Here is a 15,758-nt window from a genome sequence, read left to right as displayed (position 1 = left end):
GGTGATCACCTTCGCCCTCGTCTCGCTCGCGGTCGCGCTCGTGACCGGAGCGCTGTCGTGGGTCATCTGGAAGCTGAGCCTGAAGTACCGGCTCTACCCGAAGATCCGCGTCAGGGACATGCACACGCGGCCGACCCCCCGCCTGGGCGGCATCGCGATGTTCCTCGGGATCCTCGTCGGCTTCGGCATCGCCTCCCAGCTGCCCTACTTCCGGCTGGTGTTCGCCAATCCCGAGCCGATCCTCGCGATCCTCGGCGCGAGCCTGCTCATCGTCCTCATCGGCGTCGCCGACGACATCTGGGACCTGGACTGGACCACGAAGCTGGCCGGTCAGCTGATCGCCGCCGGCCTGATCGCCTGGAAGGGCGTGCAGATCGTCTCCCTGCCGATCGGCGGCCTGACCGTCGGCTCGCCGTGGATGTCGCTGATCATCACCGTGCTCGCGATAGTCCTGGTCACCAACGCTCTCAACTTCATCGACGGCCTCGACGGCCTCGTGGCGGGCGTCGCCCTGATCGCCAACGGGGTCTTCTTCCTCTACAGCTACCTGCTGGTGCAGCAGACCTCGCCCACCGACTACTTCAACCTGGCCTCGCTCATCGCGGTCCTGCTCGTCGGCGCCTGCGCCGGATTCCTCCCCATCAACTGGCGTCCGGCGCGGATGTTCATGGGCGACAGCGGCGCACTGCTGATCGGGATGCTGATGGCCACCTCGGCGATCGCGGTCACCGGCCAGATCGACCCGGCCCAGCTCGCGGCGAAGGAGCTCCTGCCCGCGTTCATCCCGATCATCCTGCCGTTCGCGATCCTCGTGGTGCCGCTGATGGACTTCGGCCTCGCCGTGATCAGGCGCCTGCGCGCGGGAAAGTCGCCGTTCAGCGCCGACCGGAAGCACCTGCACCACCGCCTGCTCGACATGGGGCACTCCCACCTGCACGCCGTGCTGATCTTCTACGCGTGGACCGCCGTCGTCGCCGTCAGCTGCCTGCTGATGTTCGTGGTCGACGTGCTGTGGGTCCCGCTCGTCTTCCTCGGAGTCGGTCTGCTGCTCTGCACCGTCGTCACGCTCGCCCCGCTCAGCCGCCGCAAGCGGCTCGAGGCGGCGGCGCAGTCCGCGGAGGCCTCACCCGTCCTCGACCCCCTCGACCGCGCGTCCTCGACGGAGCTGCTCCGTCCGCCGGCCGGACTCCCGATCGACCGGGACACGACAGCGCCGACCACGGCGCGGAAGGAAGCATCATGACCGGAGCCTCCCCGGCCACCCCCCGTCCGCAGCCCGCGTCCGTCCCCGTCCTGCGCCGCGCGCTGGTCGTGGGCGGCCTCTTCGTGCTCGCCCTGGCCGTTCTCGGCACCGTCGTCGGCGGGATCGCCGCCGGGGGAGAGGGCGCGATCGGAGCCCTCCTCGGCGCGATCGTCGGCGGCGTGATGGTGCTCCTCACCGCCGCGAGCATCCTCGTCGCCAACCGCCTCGACATCGGCGGGTTCTTCGCCGTCGTCCTCGGCACGTGGCTCGCCAAGTTCGTGCTGTTCGTGATCGCCGCCCTGGTCCTGCGCGATCAGCCGTGGCTGAACAGCATCGCGATGTTCGTCACGATCATCGTCGCCGTCCTGGGGTCCCTGGTGATCGACGTCCTCGTCGTCTCGCGCTCGCGCATGCCGAACGTCAGCGACATCGCTCGATGAGGACGAGCCGAACGGTTCCTGAGAGGACCACGATTCGGCTCTCAGGCCGTTCTGTTGCTACAGTAGGGACGAATCCCGCAGGCGAACGTGTCCTCAGATCGTCTCATCGTTGATGGCGGTCGTCGAGCACGATCGCCGTCCGAGCGGAAAACCCCACCTTTCGTCGTCGCGAGAGCGTTGCGTCCGAATGATTCGATTCGGTCGGCTGCAACGTGCCACGCCCCGAATTCCAGGAGCTAGCGCTGTTTGCTAACGCTGTGACCCTGTTGGTCTCGTCCTCGACCGGTGAGAGTGACTTCCACACCCCGTCGATCTCCGAGTTCTTCCCGCCTGGTTTCCTCTTCGAGGGAACCCCTTTCGAGATCAACCGCGTCATGCTGGTCCGCTTCATCGCGGTCATCGCACTGATGCTGTTCTTCTGGCTCGGGACGCGCAAGCTGCGCCTCGTCCCCGGCCGCTTCCAGAACGTCGTCGAGCTCGCGTTCGACTTCGTCCGCGTCACCATCGCCAAGGACATCCTCGGCGAGAAGGACGCGCGCCGGTTCCTCCCGATCCTCGTGACGATCTTCTTCGCGATCATCTCGATGAACCTGACCGGCATCGTCCCGTTCCTGAACATCGCGGGCACCTCCGTGGTGGGCATGCCGCTCTTCCTCGGCCTGGTCGCCTACGTGACGTTCATCTACGCGGGCATCAAGGACCGGGGGATGGGCTTCTTCAAGAACGCCCTGTTCCCGCCCGGAGCGCCGTTCCTGATCTACTTCATCCTCACGCCGATCGAGCTGCTGCAGACGTTCATCATCCGTCCGCTCTCGCTCGCACTGCGGCTTGTGATGAACATGATCGTCGGCCACCTCCTGCTGGTGCTGTGCTTCTCGGCCACGCAGTTCTTCCTCTTCAGCTCCCAGATCGACCCGGGCTTCAAGCTCTTCGGCGTCGTGACCTTCGCCTTCGGCGGTGCGTTCACGCTCTTCGAGCTCCTCGTCGCCGTGCTGCAGGCCTACATCTTCACCCTCCTCGCTGCGGTCTACATCCAGTTGGCCGTCGCCGAGGAGCACTGACCCCACTACTCACGGGCTCCCGCCCGTTCTCACGATCACCCCACTGAAAGGACCCACTCGTGGACTCAGTCACCGTTCTCGCCGAACTCACCGGCAACATCGCGACGGTCGGTTACGGCCTCGCAGCGATCGGCCCCGGCATCGGTGTCGGCATCGTCGCGGGCAAGACCGTCGAGGCCATGGCGCGCCAGCCCGAGATGGCGGGCCGCCTCCAGACCACGATGTTCCTCGGCATCGCGTTCACCGAGGTGCTCGCGCTCATCGGCCTCGCCACCTACTTCATCTTCGCGGCGTAGTCGTGTTCAGCACCGCTGTGAACATCGCTGCGGAAGAAGGTGACGTCCCCGCGGTCATTCTGATCCCGGAGTTCTACGACTTCTTCTGGTCGGGGGTGATCTTCCTCATCCTGCTGTTCTTCTTCTGGAGGCTGGTCCTGCCGCGCCTGCAGAAGATGCTCGACGCGCGCTCCGCCGCGATCGAGGGGAACATCGCGAAGGCCGACGAGGCCCAGCGACAGGCCGAGGCCGCCCTCGAGAAGTACACCGCCCAGCTGGCCGAGGCCCGCGCCGAGGCCGGAGCGATCCGTGAGAAGGCGAACGCCGACGGCAACGCGATCGTGGCGGCGAAGAAGGAGCAGGCGCAGGTCGAGGCCGAGCGCATCCTCCACAACGCGCACGCCCAGATCGAGGCGGACCGTCAGGCCGCCGTGGTCTCGCTCCGCTCCGAAGTCGGAACCCTCGCCATCGACCTCGCCTCCGGCGTGATCGGCGAGAGCCTCAACGACGACGCGAAGGCGTCCGCGATCGTGGACCGCTTCCTCGCCGACCTCGAGGCCTCGGAGAAGGCGAACAACTGATGGGCAGCGCGTCCAGGCAGGCACTCGCATCGGCGAAGGCGGAGCTCTCCGCCCTCGCCGGTCAGGCGTCCCTCGACACGGCCCAGCAGCTCTTCGAGGCCGCACGGGTCATCGACGGCCAGGCGCAGCTGCGCGCGGCCCTCGCCGACCCGAGCGCCGACTCGAGCAGCAAGCAGGCTCTCGTCGCCCGCGTGTTCGGTCCTTTCGGCGAGCCGGCCAAGCGCCTGCTCACCGTGATCGTCGGCCACCGCTGGTCGAGCCCGAGCGACATGGTCGCCGGGGTCGAGGAGGTCGGGGTCCGCGCGATCGCGTCGTCCGCTCCGGAGGGCGTCAACCTCGAGAAGGAGCTCCACTCCTTCGGCGAGGTCGTCGCCTCCGACGCCCAGCTCGAGCTCGCGCTCGGCAGCAAGCTCGCCGCCGCCGACTCGAAGGTCGCGCTCGTGCAGCGCCTCCTCGAGGGCAAGGCCGCGGCCGAGACGCTGGCGATCCTCCGGCAGCTGATCGCGCACCCGCGCGGTCGCCGCATCCCGGAGCTCGTCCGCTTCGCAGCAGGCGTGGTCGCCGACCAGGGCGGGTTCATCCTCGCCACGGTCTCGGTCGCCGCACCGATCGCCCCCGAGCAGCTCGACCGGCTCCGCTCGGCGCTCACGCGCCAGTACAGCCGACCGGTCTCCGTCAACGTCGTGGTCGATCCCTCCCTCCTGGGCGGGATGCGCCTGCACGTCGGCGACGAGGTCATCGACGGAACCGTCTCCGCACGGCTGTCCGACCTGAAGCTCCAGCTCGCGTCCTGACGGGCGCACGTATCCTCAGAGGGCACTGCCCTCGACCCCCGCACCATCCAGGTCAGGCCCCGACGACCTCTTCGGCTCGCACGGACCCAACGAATAGGAATTCCCATGGCAGATATCACCATCAGCCCGGATGAGATCCGCGACGCGCTGAAGGACTTCGTCTCGTCGTACGAGCCGGGCAAGGCCTCCACCACCGAGGTCGGCTACGTCATCGACGCCGCCGACGGCATCGCCCACGTCGAGGGCCTCCCCGGCGTCATGGCCAACGAGCTCATCCGCTTCTCCAACGGTGTCCTGGGCCTGGCCCAGAACCTCGACGAGAACGAGATCGGCGTCGTCGTCCTCGGCGAGTTCTCCGGCATCGAGGAGGGCATGGAGGTCACCCGCACCGGCGAGGTCCTCTCGGTCCCCGTCGGCGACGGCTACCTCGGCCGCGTCGTCGACCCGCTCGGCAACCCGATCGACGGACTCGGCGAGATCGCCTCCGAGGGCCGCCGCGCCCTCGAGCTCCAGGCTCCCGGCGTCATGTCGCGCAAGTCGGTCCACGAGCCGCTGCAGACCGGCATCAAGGCCATCGACGCGATGATCCCGGTCGGCCGCGGCCAGCGCCAGCTCATCATCGGCGACCGCCAGACCGGCAAGACGGCCATCGCGATCGACACGATCATCAACCAGAAGGCCAACTGGGAGTCGGGCGACACGAACAAGCAGGTCCGCTGCATCTACGTCGCCATCGGCCAGAAGGGCTCGACCATCGCCTCGGTGAAGGGCGCGCTCGAGGACGCCGGAGCGATGGAGTACACGACCATCGTCGCGTCCCCCGCCTCCGACCCCGCCGGCTTCAAGTACCTCGCCCCCTACACCGGCTCGGCCATCGGCCAGCACTGGATGTACGGCGGCAAGCACGTCCTGATCATCTTCGACGACCTGTCGAAGCAGGCCGAGGCCTACCGCGCCGTGTCGCTCCTCCTGCGCCGCCCGCCGGGACGCGAGGCGTACCCGGGTGACGTCTTCTACCTGCACTCCCGTCTGCTGGAGCGCTGCGCGAAGCTGTCCGACGAGCTCGGCGCCGGCTCGATGACCGGTCTCCCGATCATCGAGACCAAGGCGAACGACGTCTCGGCCTACATCCCGACCAACGTGATCTCGATCACCGACGGCCAGATCTTCCTCCAGTCCGACCTCTTCAACGCCAACCAGCGTCCCGCGGTCGACGTGGGCATCTCGGTCTCGCGGGTCGGCGGCGACGCGCAGGTCAAGTCGATCAAGAAGGTCTCCGGCACGCTGAAGCTCGAGCTGGCGCAGTACCGCTCGCTCGAGGCCTTCGCGATGTTCGCCTCCGACCTCGACGCCGCCTCGCGCCGTCAGCTCGCCCGCGGCGCCCGCCTCACCGAGCTGCTCAAGCAGCCGCAGTACTCGCCGTACCCCGTCGAGGAGCAGGTCGTCTCGATCTGGGCCGGAACGAACGGCAAGCTCGACGAGGTTCCGGTCCCCGACGTGCTGCGCTTCGAGCGCGAGCTCCTGGACTACCTGGGCCGCAACACCCAGGTGCTGAACACCCTCCGCGACACCAACGTGCTCTCCGACGACACCGTCGCCGAGCTCAACCGTGCCGTCGACGGCTTCAAGCTGGAGTTCCAGACCGGTGAGGGCAAGCCGCTCGCCTCGGTCGGGCGCGAGGAGCATCAGGCCATCGCGGCCGACGAGGTCGGCCAGGAGAAGATCGTCAAGGGCCGTCGCTGACCAGCGGCACCCCGTCGATTCGCCACTTTTAGGACAACAGGAGACACATGGGAGCGCAACTCCGGGTCTACCGGTCGAAGATCCGCTCGGCCCAGACGACCAAGAAGATCACTCGGGCCATGGAGCTGATCTCGGCCTCGCGCATCCAGAAGGCGCAGAACCGCGTCGCTGCCGCGGCGCCGTACTCGAACGCGATCACGCGCGCCGTGTCCGCTGTCGCGACCTACTCGAACGTGGAGCACCCGCTCACGACCGAGCGCGAGAAGCTGGACACGGCCGCGATCGTGATCTTCACCTCCGACCGCGGCCTCGCCGGCGCGTTCTCCTCGAGCGTGCTCAAGGAGGCCGAGGAGCTGGCCGCGCTGCTGCGCAGCGAGGGCAAGGAGGTCGTCTTCTACCTGGTCGGCCGCAAGGCGAACGCGTACTTCTCGTTCCGGAAGCGGGCCAGCGTCCGCGTCTGGACGGGCGGCACCGACCAGCCCGTGTTCGAGACGGCGAAGGAGATCGCGGACGCGGTCGTCGAGTCGTACAACCTCGATGACGAGGAGGGCGGCGTGGACGAGATCCACCTCGTCTACAACCGCTTCGTCAGCATGGTCACCCAGCAGCCGACCGTCGTCCGGCTGCTGCCGCTCGAGGTCGTCGAGGGCGCCGAGGAGCAGAACAGCGAGCTGTACCCGCTCTACGAGTTCGAGCCCGACCCCGAGACGGTCCTCGACCGCCTCCTGCCCGTGTACGTCGAGAGCCGCATCTTCAACGCGATGCTGCAGTCGGCGGCCTCGGAGCACGCGGCACGCCAGAAGGCCATGAAGTCGGCGAGCGACAACGCGGACACGCTGATCAAGACCTACACCCGTCTCGCCAACAACGCCCGCCAGACCGAGATCACGCAGCAGATCGCCGAGATCGTCGGCGGCGCCGACGCCCTGTCCTCCTCCAAGTAAGAGGGCTCCGCTCCACACAGTTTCGACTCCGCCCTCCGGGAGCGGTGAGACCACAGAAGGAAGTAGCAATGACACTGACCGCACCTGAGGCGGCGACCGGGACGTCGGGCGGGGCCATCGGCCGCATCGCCCGCGTCACCGGCCCCGTCGTTGACATCGAGTTCCCCCACGACGCGATCCCCGAGGTCTACAACGCGCTCTACACGCACGTCGAGGTCGAGGGCGTCTCGAGCAAGCTGACCTTCGAGGTCGCGCAGCACCTGGGCGACGACCTCGTCCGGGCCATCTCCCTGAACCCCACCGACGGACTCGTCCGCGGCCAGGAGGTCCACGACACCGGCCTGCCGATCTCGGTCCCGGTCGGCGACGTGACCAAGGGCAAGGTCTTCAACGTGATCGGCGAGGTGCTCAACGCCGACGCCGACGGGAAGATCAACGGAGAGTCGTTCGAGATCACCGAGCGCTGGCCGATCCACCGCAAGCCCCCGCAGTTCGACCAGCTCGAGTCCAAGACCGAGCTGTTCGAGACCGGCATCAAGGTCATCGACCTGCTCACTCCGTACGTGCAGGGCGGCAAGATCGGCCTGTTCGGCGGAGCGGGCGTCGGCAAGACCGTCCTCATCCAGGAGATGATCCAGCGCGTCGCGCAGGACCACGGTGGAGTGTCCGTGTTCGCCGGCGTCGGCGAGCGCACCCGTGAGGGCAACGACCTCATCGCCGAGATGGAGGAGGCGGGCGTCTTCGACAAGACCGCTCTCGTCTTCGGCCAGATGGACGAGCCGCCGGGAACGCGTCTGCGCGTCGCCCTGTCGGCACTGACCATGGCGGAGTACTTCCGCGATGTGCAGAAGCAGGACGTGCTGCTCTTCATCGACAACATCTTCCGCTTCACGCAGGCCGGCTCGGAGGTGTCGACCCTGCTGGGCCGCATGCCCTCCGCGGTGGGCTACCAGCCGAACCTCGCCGACGAGATGGGTGTGCTCCAGGAGCGCATCACCTCGACGCGCGGACACTCGATCACCTCGCTGCAGGCGATCTACGTCCCCGCCGACGACTACACCGACCCGGCGCCGGCGACCACCTTCGCCCACCTCGACGCGACCACCGAGCTCTCCCGTGAGATCGCGTCGAAGGGCCTCTACCCGGCCGTCGACCCGCTCACGTCCACCTCGCGAATCCTCGACCCCCGCTACCTGGGCGCCGACCACTACCGTGTGGCGACGAACGTGAAGCAGATCCTGCAGAAGAACAAGGAGCTGCAGGAGATCATCGCGATCCTCGGTGTCGACGAGCTGTCGGAGGAGGACAAGATCACGGTGTCGCGTGCGCGCCGGATCCAGCAGTTCCTCTCGCAGAACACCTACATGGCGAAGAAGTTCACCGGTGTCGAGGGATCGACCGTCCCGCTGAAGGACACGATCGAGTCGTTCGACGCGATCACCAAGGGCGAGTTCGACCACGTGGCCGAGCAGGCGTTCTTCAACGTCGGCTCGATCTCGGACGTCGAGGAGAAGTGGACCCAGATCCAGAAGGAGAACGGCTGATCATGGCCGGGACCCTGAAGGTCAGCGTCGTGTCCGCGAACGCCGAGGTGTGGTCCGGAGAGGCGAAGCAGCTCACGGCTCGCACCGTCGAGGGCGAGATCGGCATCCTCGCCGGCCACGAGCCGATGCTCGCGATCCTCGCCACCGGCGAGGTGCGCGTCACGGCCCTGGACGGCACGCGTCTCACCGCGCAGGCCGACGACGGCTTCCTGTCCGTCGAGAACGACGTGGTGACCGTGGTCGCCCGTCAGGCATCGCTGGTCTAGTACACCGCCGCTCACCGCGGCACGGAGGGGCCGGACGATCATCGCGATCGTCCGGCCCCTTCGTCGTGCCGCCCGTCCCTCTTCTCCGAAGGAGTCCTGTGCACTTCCTGCTGCCACCGTCCGAGACGAAGCGCGACGGCGGCGACGAGCCGTTCGTGCTCGAGTCGCTCGCCTTCCCCGAGCTCCACCCGAAGCGGCGCGAGCTGGCGGAGGCGCTGATCGCGCTGGCCGGGGACCGCGAGCTCTCGGCCCGGGCGCTGAAGCTCGGTCCGCGTCAGCTCGGCGAGATCGATCGCAACGCGGCGCTCGCGACCGCGGCAGGCCTCCCCGCGGTCGACCGCTTCGACGGGGTGCTCTTCGATGCGCTCGACGCGCGCAGCCTCGATCCCGGTGCACGGGAGGTGCTCGGTCGGACGGCGATCGTGCAGTCCGCGCTCTGGGGGCCGATCCGCGCCCTCGACCTGATCCCTGCCTACCGTCTGTCCCACGACTCCCGTGTCCCGGGGAGGCCGCTCAAGCGCTGGTGGGCAGCGGAGGCCGGGCGGGTGCTGAGCGCGCTCGACGGGCTCGTCCTCGATCTGCGGAGCGAGGCGTACGCGGCGCTCGGACCGGTTCCCTCGGGCGAGGGGCGGTTCTTCGTCCGCGTCCGCTCGCGCGGGGCCGACGGCGCCCTCCGGTCGCTGAACCACTTCAACAAGCAGGGCAAGGGGCGCTTCGTCAGGGCGCTGGCGGAGGACCGGGTGGCGACGGAGTCACTCGGCGAGCTCTCGGCGTGGGCGGCCGGGCGCGGGTTCCTGCTCGCCGAGAACCGGCACACGGGAGAGCTCGACCTCGTCGTGCCGGAGTCGTAGGCGTCAGCGTCGGCGCCAGCAGCCGGTGAGGTGATCGTCGACGACTCCGGCCGACTGCATCAGCGCGTACGCGGTGGTCGGTCCGACGAAGCGGAGCCCCGCGGCCTTCAGCGCTCGCGCGAGCGCCGTCGACCCGGGCGTCGTCGCAGGGACGTCGGCGGCTCGGACCACCCGGTCCTCGACGTCCGGATCGTGGAAGGACCACACGAGCTCGTCGAGCGCGCCCTCGCCTCTCTGCTCGAGGAGCGCGAGCACGGCCCGGGCGTTGTCTCGGGTGGCTATGACCTTCGCGCGGTTCCGGATGATGCCGCTGTCCTCCATCAGCCGCTCGACATCGGTGTCGTCGTACCGGGCGACCCGGGCCGGATCGAAGCCGTCGAAGGCCTCGCGGAACCTCGGCCGCTTGCGGAGGATCGTGATCCAGGAGAGGCCGGACTGGAACGCCTCGAGGGAGATCTTCTCGAACAGCGGGCGATCTCCGTGCAGCGGGGTGCCCCATTCCTCGTCGTGGTAGCGGCGGTACTCCGGATCCGCGCCGCTCCAGGCGCAGCGGACCAGGCCGTCCTCTCCCTCGACGAGTCCGTCGGCCGTGCTCATCGGTGGGCGATCCCCTCGTGATCGAGAAGCCAGGCTTTCGTGGCGACGCCCTCGCCCGCGCTGAAGCCGGTGATCCGTCCGTCGCTCGCGAGGACGCGGTGGCAGCCCACGATGATCGGCACCGGGTTCGCACCGACCGCTCCGCCGATCGGCCGGCCCGCTCGGGGGCGACCGGCGGCCGTGCCCAGTGCGCCGTAGGAGGTGATCTCCCCGAAGCCCAGAGCCTGGAGCCGCTGCCAGATCTCGAGCTGGAAGGGCGTGCCGCGCAGAGCGACCGGCAGATCGAAAGAGCGGCGGGTCCCGTCGAAGTACTCGTCCAGCTGCTCGACGGCCCTCAGGAGTACCGGAAGGTCCGACTCCGGGAGGTGCTCGTGCGGGAGCAGACCGGCCTGCTCGATGGCGAGCGAGACGATCGCATCGCCGTCGCTGCCCACCTCGATGCGGCCGAGGGGGCTCGTCGTCCGTCGGACGTGAAGGGGAGTCGTTCTCATGCGTCGAGAGTATCCGCGGGACTCCCCACCGACCGGCGGGAATCGGACACCGGTGCAGAACTCGGCCGATCGGTCCCCGTGGAGGGATTCCTGGCCGGAGGGCGCCATCCGTGCGACTGCGATTCGGTGTCGATGGGATCTCTCCCTCCACAGGCGGCGGTCTCGAGATCCTTCCGATGATCCCGGAGGACCGTCGCTCCCGCCGGGTGCGGTGGTCGGCAGGATCGCAGCATGACCTCCTCAGCGCTCTTCCCCCACCCCGCTCCCGCCTCGCGTGTCCCGGCCTCACCCGACGACGCCGCCCTGTTCCACGCCGCTCACGGGTCCCGGCGGGGTGCGGCCGAGGCGAGCCTCGTGCTCGTCCCGTTCCGGGCCGGCGCGCCGAGCGGCTCGCTCCGCTTCGAGCTGTCGGGGGCGGATCCGTCCCTGATCGCGCGGGCCAGCCTCGGTGCGCTCGGCCGGTTCGGGCGGGTGCAGCGAGCACTCGCGCTGGTGCATCCCGGCGAGGCGGGTCCGGAGTCGTGCGAGGGACTCGTCGCCGCCCTCGAGGAGCGTGCGCGCCGGCTCCCCGGCCTCGCCCTCCGCGTCGCCGTGCTCCCGTCGTCCGGCCGCGACGACGGGCTCGAGGCCGGCGACCGGGACGACCCGCGAGCGGTGGCCGCCGCGGTCGACCGTCTCCTCGACCGCCACCCGCGGGCCGAACTACCCGACGTGCTGTTGCACGGCGTCGACGACCTCGTCCGGCGAGCTCTCACCGGTCCCGATCCCGAGGTCCGGCCTGCGGGCCTGGCTGCGCTCGTCGTGGCCGTGCAGCGCAGCCGCGGTGCGGACCGCGTGCTGCGGTCGGCGCGGAGCGGTGACCCCGGCGCGGCGGGAGCGCTCGCCCCGCTGCTCCGCCGTGCCGCCGTCGTCGCACCCGCGAGCGAGCGAGCCGGAGTGCTCGTCCTCCTCGCGCGGATCCTGGCCGGTGAGGGCCGTGCCGACGAGGCCGGACGGCTCGCCGACGAGGCCTTCGCTCTCGATCCGCACCACGCAGGTGCGCGCCGGGTCGCGGCCGCACTCGCCGCCGATCGGCGGGAGCGCGCCGCGTGAGGTCGCTAGAGCCGCGACCAGGCCTCGGTGAGAACGCTCCGGAGGATCTGCTCGATCTCGTCGAACTCGCGCGGGCCGATGGTGAGCGGCGGCGCGAGCTGGACGACGGGATCGCCGCGGTCGTCCGCCCGGCAGTACAGCCCCGCGTCGAAGAGCCCCTTCGAGAGGAATCCGCGCAGCAGCCGCTCCGACTCGTCCTCGTCGAACGTCTCCTTCGTCGCCTTGTCCTTCACCAGCTCGATGCCGAAGAAGTAGCCGTCGCCCCGGACGTCGCCGACGATCGGCAGGTCGAGCAGCTTCTCGAGCGTGGACCGGAAGACGGGCGAGTTCTCGCGCACGCGCTCGTTCAGGCCCTCCTCCTCGAAGATGTCGAGGTTCTCGAGCGCGACCGCGGCCGAGACGGGGTGGCCGCCGAAGGTGTAGCCGTGCGGGAAGACGACCTGACCGTGGCGGAAGGGCTCGTAGATCCGATCGCTGACGATCGTCGCGCCGATGGGGGAGTAGCCGCTGGTCATCCCCTTCGCGCAGGTGATCATGTCCGGCACGTAGCCGTACTCGTGGCAGGCGAACATGTGCCCGATACGGCCGAACGCGCAGATCACCTCATCGGACACCAGCAGCACGTCGTGCTTGTCGCAGATCTCGCGGACCCTCTGGAAGTACCCGGGAGGGGGCGGGAAGCAGCCGCCCGAGTTCTGCACGGGTTCCAGGAACACGGCGGCCACCGTGTCCGGCCCCTCGAACTCGATCATCTCCTCGATGCGGTTCGCCGCCCACAGGCCGAACGCCTCCAGGTCGTCGCCGTGCTCGGGAGCCCGGTAGAAGTTGGTGTTGGGGACACGGAAGCCGCCCGGCACCAGCGGTTCGAACATTGACTTCATCCCGGGGATGCCCGTGATCGCGAGCGCTCCCTGGGGAGTGCCGTGATACGCGACCGAGCGCGAGACGACCTTGTGCTTGCCCGGCTTGCCCTGCAGCTTCCAGTAGTGCTTGGCGAGCTTGAAAGCCGTCTCCACAGCCTCGCCGCCGCCGGTCGAGAAGAAGACCCGGTTGAGGTCGCCCGGCGCGTGGTCGGCGAGCCGGTCGGCCAGCTCGATCGCCGAGGGGGTCGCGTAGGACCAGAGCGGGAAGAAGGAGAGCTCGGACGCCTGCTTCGCCGCGGCCTCCGCCAGTCGGCGCCGCCCGTGTCCCGCATTGACGACGAAGAGGCCGGACAGGCCGTCGAAGTACTTGCGCCCGGTGCTGTCCCAGATGTGGTGTCCCTCGCCGCGCGTGATGATCGGCACGCCCGCGCCCGAGTCCATCGTCGACTGACGGGTGAAGTGCATCCAGAGGTGGTCCTTCGCCTTCTTCTGCAGGGAGGCGTCGTCGGTCCCCCCAGGCGCGTCGGTCCCGCGGACGGGATCGCCCGACTCGAGGCCGGAGGTCGAGAAGGCTGTCTCGGTGGTCATCTTTTACCGCGTTCCCCAGTTGTAGAACTGCTTGTGGAGCTTCAGATAGACGAAGGTCTCGGTCGAGAGCACGCCGGGAAGCGACCGGATCTCCTGGTTGAGCAGGGCGATCAGATCGTCGTCGTTCTCGCACACGACCTCGGCGAGGATGTCGAAGGAGCCGGCCGTCAGCACGACGTAGTCGACGGCGGGGATGGAGGCGAGCCGGTCCGCGACGTCGCGGGTGTCGCCGGTGACGCGCACACCGATCATCGCCTGGCGGTAGAAGCCGAGCTGCATCGGATCCGTCACCGCGACGATCTGCATGACGCCCGACTCGGTGAGCTTCTGCACCCGCTGCCGGACGGCCGCCTCGCTCAGGCCCACGGCCTTGCCGATCTCGGCGTACGAGCGCCGACCGTCGGCCTGCAGCTGCTCGATGATCGCCTTCGACACCTCGTCGAGCTGGACAGGACGCTGAGAGGGCGGGCGAGACGGGGCCATGCGGCGATTCTGGCAGTCCACGGGTGCCCGGGCAAGTGGATCCGCACGTCGGAGCTCGATCCGGCATCGGATCCGGTGGTCGGAGCGTCGACCCGTCTGCGCGACGGACATCGGGCGACAGCGATGGCGGCCGGCTCGGCGGAGGGCCGTCAGCGACTACCATCGGGAGGCGGCAGGGCACCCCTGGAGCCGGCGGTCACGGGCCGTCGGACCGGACGGCCGCGGGCCACGGGGATGCGAGGAGCAGCGATGACGCAGATCGGACGCAGCCGCGCGTCCGTCACCGTCCCCGTCTCCGCCTGGAGCTCCGACGCGCCCTCGGCCGAAGTGACCCTCGGCTGGGCCGCGCGCACCGAGACCGGCCACGTGCGCAGCGCGAACGAGGACAGCTACCTCGCCAAGAGCCCGCTCTTCGCTGTCGCCGACGGGATGGGCGGGCACGCGGCAGGAGAGGTCGCCAGCGACGCGGTCGTGTCGCGCCTGTCCACCGCGGCGCTCGGCGCGACCGTCGGAGCGGAGGAGATCGACCGGGCGCTTCGGGAGGCGGTCGGGGACATCGCCCGGCAGTCGCACACGGCCGACGTCGGCACCGGGACCACGGTCACCGGGATCGCGCTCACGGTGGTCGGGGGAGAGCCCTACTGGTCCGTCTTCAACATCGGCGACTCGCGCGTGTACCTGAGCGTCGCCGGGACCCTCGTGCAGCTCACCGTGGACCACTCCATCGTCCAGGAGCTGGTCGACGCGGGCCTGATCTCCCGCGACGAGGCCGACGTGCATCCGCACAGCAACGTGATCACCCGCGCGGTCGGCTTCCACGAGGCGCCCGTCCCCGACTACCGGCTCGTGCCCGTCCTCGCCGGATCGCGTCTGCTGATCTGCTCGGACGGACTCACGAAGGAGCTGACCGATGCCGGCGTCGGCCACCTGCTCAGCGGCACCGGCTCCGCTCAGGAGGCGGCCGACGCCCTGGTCGACGCCGCGCTGGACAACGGCGGGCGCGACAACGTCACCGTGATCGTCGTCGACGTCCTCGCGGTCGCCGGCGACGAGGAGGCCGGCGCGCCGGTCTGACGAGCAGCGCTCCGGCACGGGACGGCCGCGGCGGCGGTGCCGCCGGACCGCCCGCACGCGCCGAACGGCCGTACGACGGTCCTGCGACTGCCGGTTCGCGTCGGGTTCGGCCGGCTCGGGGCTCCCCGCGCCGGCGCTGGGTACGATGGTGAGCGGAAGGGCGTTCTCGGTGATCTGCAGCACGTGTGGCTCCAACCTCGCTCCCGGGGCGATCCTCTGCGGCGAGTGCGGTTCGTCGGTGGCGGCGCATGCCCCGACGGGTGCGTCCCGCCCCTCGTCCTCCGGCGACACGACGGTCCTCGATCCGTCCCGCCGTGCCTGGCTGCCGGGCCTGGCCCCCGGCCGGCACCGGCGTCCCGCCCCCGGCGCTCCGATGGCGCCGCCCTCGCAGGGGCTCGTGCGCCTCAGCTTCGCGACCGGGCAGCACGCGATCGTGACCGGCAACGGCCTGATCGGACGCCAGCCGCTCCCGGACCCCAACGAGACGTTCCGGCACATCCTCGCGATCCCGGATCCGTCGCGATCCCTCTCCAAGACCCACCTCGAGTTCGGCTTCGACGAGGGCGGGCTCTGGGTCAGGGACCGCTGGTCGGCCAACGGGTCCGTGCTGGTCGCGCCGACCCAGGCGCCGCTCCCGCTCGAGGCCGGCCGCCGCTACCGCGCGAAGCTCGGCAGCCGGATCCTGCTCTCCTCCGTCGAGATGGCGGTCGAGCGCGTCGACGGGTCCGCCGGCGGCTCGGGACGCCCGCCCCTCACCCGCTGACGGCACGGCCTCCGGGGACCGAATCGGCGGTCGACACGGCCTCCGGGTGCGGAATTCGTGACGAT

At 69.6% G+C, this 15,758-nt stretch carries 18 protein-coding genes; 14 read left to right on the top strand and 4 right to left on the bottom strand.

Translation table 11 applies throughout. The annotated features are described in order from the left end of the window. The first annotated feature begins 1 nt into the window (after position 1). The 11 genes from C5B92_RS00665 (at position 2) to C5B92_RS00615 (ending at position 9,742) form a co-directional block, all read left to right on the top strand. Positions 2-1,243: an MraY family glycosyltransferase gene (locus C5B92_RS00665; RefSeq protein ID WP_181028704.1), complete on the top strand. Its 1,242-nt coding sequence runs from the start codon at positions 2-4 to the stop codon at positions 1,241-1,243. Then, complete coding sequence (locus C5B92_RS00660; RefSeq protein ID WP_104255053.1) at positions 1,240-1,683, top strand: hypothetical protein; 444 nt, start codon at positions 1,240-1,242, stop codon at positions 1,681-1,683. Before C5B92_RS00665 ends, C5B92_RS00660 begins: the two co-directional genes overlap by 4 nt. Positions 1,684-1,940: 257 nt before the next feature. Continuing rightward, positions 1,941-2,744 (top strand): F0F1 ATP synthase subunit A, encoded by an 804-nt coding sequence (gene atpB / locus C5B92_RS00655; protein WP_068254016.1) that lies wholly within the window; start codon positions 1,941-1,943, stop codon positions 2,742-2,744. Positions 2,745-2,803: 59 nt separating this feature from the next. Continuing rightward, positions 2,804-3,040 (top strand): ATP synthase F0 subunit C, encoded by a 237-nt coding sequence (locus C5B92_RS00650; RefSeq protein ID WP_055794702.1) that lies wholly within the window; start codon positions 2,804-2,806, stop codon positions 3,038-3,040. 2 nt (positions 3,041-3,042) lie between these two features. Further along, the gene (locus tag C5B92_RS00645) at positions 3,043-3,600 is read left to right on the top strand and encodes a F0F1 ATP synthase subunit B (protein ID WP_258061195.1); all 558 of its coding nucleotides are present in this window, start codon (positions 3,043-3,045) and stop codon (positions 3,598-3,600) included. Beyond that, positions 3,600-4,394 (top strand): F0F1 ATP synthase subunit delta, encoded by a 795-nt coding sequence (locus tag C5B92_RS00640; RefSeq protein WP_104232703.1) that lies wholly within the window; start codon positions 3,600-3,602, stop codon positions 4,392-4,394. Before C5B92_RS00645 ends, C5B92_RS00640 begins: the two co-directional genes overlap by 1 nt. A 105-nt stretch (positions 4,395-4,499) precedes the next feature. Then, positions 4,500-6,137 carry a F0F1 ATP synthase subunit alpha gene (gene atpA, locus C5B92_RS00635; RefSeq protein WP_104223023.1) on the top strand — a complete coding sequence of 546 codons (1,638 nt, stop codon included), beginning with the start codon at positions 4,500-4,502 and terminating at the stop codon, positions 6,135-6,137. A 47-nt stretch (positions 6,138-6,184) separates the two neighbouring features. Further along, positions 6,185-7,081, top strand: coding sequence for a F0F1 ATP synthase subunit gamma (locus C5B92_RS00630; RefSeq protein WP_104223024.1), 897 nt, complete (start codon positions 6,185-6,187; stop codon positions 7,079-7,081). 68 nt (positions 7,082-7,149) lie between these two features. Then, entirely contained in the window at positions 7,150-8,625 is a 1,476-nt protein-coding gene (atpD, locus tag C5B92_RS00625; RefSeq protein ID WP_104223025.1) for a F0F1 ATP synthase subunit beta, read from the top strand. A gap of 2 nt (positions 8,626-8,627) precedes the next feature. Beyond that, entirely contained in the window at positions 8,628-8,891 is a 264-nt protein-coding gene (locus C5B92_RS00620; RefSeq protein ID WP_104223026.1) for a F0F1 ATP synthase subunit epsilon, read from the top strand. Between the two features lie 98 nt (positions 8,892-8,989). Beyond that, positions 8,990-9,742, top strand: coding sequence for a YaaA family protein (locus tag C5B92_RS00615; RefSeq protein WP_104349980.1), 753 nt, complete (start codon positions 8,990-8,992; stop codon positions 9,740-9,742). A 3-nt stretch (positions 9,743-9,745) separates the two neighbouring features. Here the strand turns inward: C5B92_RS00615 and C5B92_RS00610 are convergent, their stop codons facing one another. Further along, positions 9,746-10,339: a DNA-3-methyladenine glycosylase I gene (locus tag C5B92_RS00610; protein ID WP_104349979.1), complete on the bottom strand. Its 594-nt coding sequence runs from the start codon at positions 10,337-10,339 to the stop codon at positions 9,746-9,748. Beyond that, a complete protein-coding gene (locus C5B92_RS00605; RefSeq protein WP_104291518.1) occupies positions 10,336-10,830 on the bottom strand; it encodes a methylated-DNA--[protein]-cysteine S-methyltransferase in 495 nt (164 codons plus the stop codon). The genes C5B92_RS00610 and C5B92_RS00605 overlap by 4 nt, the downstream gene beginning before the upstream one ends. 231 nt (positions 10,831-11,061) lie before the next feature. Between C5B92_RS00605 and C5B92_RS00600 the strand changes: the two genes are divergently transcribed. Then, positions 11,062-11,922: a hypothetical protein gene (locus tag C5B92_RS00600; RefSeq protein WP_104349978.1), complete on the top strand. Its 861-nt coding sequence runs from the start codon at positions 11,062-11,064 to the stop codon at positions 11,920-11,922. Positions 11,923-11,927: 5 nt separating this feature from the next. Here C5B92_RS00600 and C5B92_RS00595 read toward each other — a convergent pair whose 3' ends face one another. Both C5B92_RS00595 and C5B92_RS00590 read right to left on the bottom strand, forming a co-directional pair. Then, positions 11,928-13,373, bottom strand: coding sequence for an aspartate aminotransferase family protein (locus tag C5B92_RS00595; protein WP_104349977.1), 1,446 nt, complete (start codon positions 13,371-13,373; stop codon positions 11,928-11,930). Positions 13,374-13,376: 3 nt separating this feature from the next. After that, positions 13,377-13,856: an Lrp/AsnC family transcriptional regulator gene (locus C5B92_RS00590; protein WP_104223032.1), complete on the bottom strand. Its 480-nt coding sequence runs from the start codon at positions 13,854-13,856 to the stop codon at positions 13,377-13,379. Positions 13,857-14,105: 249 nt separating this feature from the next. On the opposite strand from C5B92_RS00590, the gene C5B92_RS00585 reads away from it, so the two are divergent. Both C5B92_RS00585 and C5B92_RS00580 read left to right on the top strand, forming a co-directional pair. Then, positions 14,106-14,930: a PP2C family serine/threonine-protein phosphatase gene (locus C5B92_RS00585; RefSeq protein WP_104349976.1), complete on the top strand. Its 825-nt coding sequence runs from the start codon at positions 14,106-14,108 to the stop codon at positions 14,928-14,930. Between the two features lie 238 nt (positions 14,931-15,168). Next, positions 15,169-15,693: a hypothetical protein gene (locus tag C5B92_RS00580; protein ID WP_104349975.1), complete on the top strand. Its 525-nt coding sequence runs from the start codon at positions 15,169-15,171 to the stop codon at positions 15,691-15,693. Positions 15,694-15,758: the final 65 nt, after the last annotated feature.

The sequence above is a fragment of the Rathayibacter sp. AY1A4 genome, from assembly GCF_002930955.1.
Classification (GTDB): Bacteria; Actinomycetota; Actinomycetes; order Actinomycetales; family Microbacteriaceae; genus Rathayibacter.
Note: the sequence above shows the minus strand (reverse complement) of the source record. Positions and strands in the feature narration are given on the sequence as shown.